The organism is Oleiphilus sp. HI0067, from assembly GCF_001635735.1.
The window spans coordinates 1-1,229 of record NZ_LWFI01001622.1; the positions used below are offsets into that span (position 1 = coordinate 1).

At 40.8% G+C, this 1,229-nt stretch carries 3 protein-coding genes; 2 read left to right on the forward strand and 1 reads right to left on the reverse strand.

Features of this window, described 5'->3' with window-relative positions; genetic code table 11:
* The first annotated feature begins 186 nt into the window (after positions 1-186).
* Complete coding sequence (locus A3739_RS31550; RefSeq protein ID WP_369821124.1) at positions 187-276, forward strand: hypothetical protein; 90 nt, start codon at positions 187-189, stop codon at positions 274-276.
* 5 nt (positions 277-281) lie between these two features.
* Here A3739_RS31550 and A3739_RS26250 read toward each other — a convergent pair whose 3' ends face one another.
* Positions 282-704, reverse strand: coding sequence for an SRPBCC family protein (locus tag A3739_RS26250; protein ID WP_068475807.1), 423 nt, complete (start codon positions 702-704; stop codon positions 282-284).
* A 119-nt stretch (positions 705-823) separates the two neighbouring features.
* Between A3739_RS26250 and A3739_RS26255 the strand changes: the two genes are divergently transcribed.
* Positions 824-1,229 (forward strand): SDR family NAD(P)-dependent oxidoreductase (locus A3739_RS26255; protein WP_156502865.1); only part of this gene is annotated, 406 nt, incomplete at its 3' end.

Here is a 1,229-nt window from a genome sequence, read left to right on the forward strand (position 1 = left end):
TCTCGCATTTGACCTACTAATCAATGACAAGCAGCATGATATCGGTTTAATCCTAATGGATTGTCACATGCCGTTATTGAATGGATTTAAAGCTAGCAAGCTTATACGGCGAGGTATGCTGACGCAGATCATAAGATCACGCCAATAGTCGCATTAACCGGCAATTCAGACGAAGAGGTTAAGTTGATGTGTCTAGAAGCCGGAATGAATGGCTTTTTATCTAAACCGGTAGATCCTGAAGAGCTAGGATCTACCATTCATACACTTATGCGATAAATATCTTACGCCGCCGCGTACGAAGAAATGCCTTTCGAGATGCCTTGCTTTAGCACGCTTTTGATCAGCCCTGTTGTAAAGGGTATTTTTGATTCAAGCTTAATCTGATAATCAAGGGAACAACCGTCGCCTTGTTCTTTGAATCGTAAAGTTCCCACATGGTTCTTAATTGGGCTTCCTCGCGTGATCTTATATTCAATAAACTCGCCTTCTTTAAATTCAGTAATCGTTTCTTCAAAAGACGGAAGCGGCCCAATATTTATTTTACGGACTGAACCAAGCCCACACGCACCATCTTCACCTTGTTGAATTGTAGTCATCTTAATGCCACAAATTTTCCCAAATAATTCGTGATTACTTAAATCAGCGAACACAGTTGCAAGAGGTTTATTGAATTGGAATGACATATTAATCGATTGCTGCGGCATATTACCCTCACGTTTATCTTTATTGTTGTGTCTTATGATTATTCAAACAAAACACAATGACAAGTTGCATTAATCTCAATAAAATTGCGATCTTTACTCTTCTGCGAATAGGCGTAACCATGCACGATTATCAAGCACCTGAAAACCTACTACTTAACAAAGTTATCCTGGTTACAGGTGCAGGCGAAGGCATAGGAAAGGCAATCGCACTTAGCTATGCACGAGCAGGCGCGACAGTTCTTTTATTAGGACGAACCACCACAAAGCTTGAAGCTGTATACGATCAGATCGTATCCGAACAGCTACCTGAACCAGCTATTCTCCCAGTAAATCTTGAAGGTGCTGTTGAAGTTGACTATCACAAAATTGCTGATGTCATCGATCAAGAGTTTGGGCGACTAGACGGGCTTGTTCATAACGCTAGCCAGCTTGGTTCAATGACACCAATAGAGCAATACGAAGTTGAAGTATGGCAAAAAGTTATGCAGGTCAATCTAAATGCATGCTTCTTGATGACAAAAACAT

Bases quoted from the DNA above. Each gene is read 5' to 3' on its own strand.
- A3739_RS26250 (WP_068475807.1), bottom strand. From the start codon at position 704: ATGCCGCAGCAATCGATTAATATGTCATTCCAATTCAATAAACCTCTT.
- A3739_RS31550 (WP_369821124.1), top strand. From the start codon at position 187: ATGTGTCTAGAAGCCGGAATGAATGGCTTTTTATCTAAACCGGTAGAT.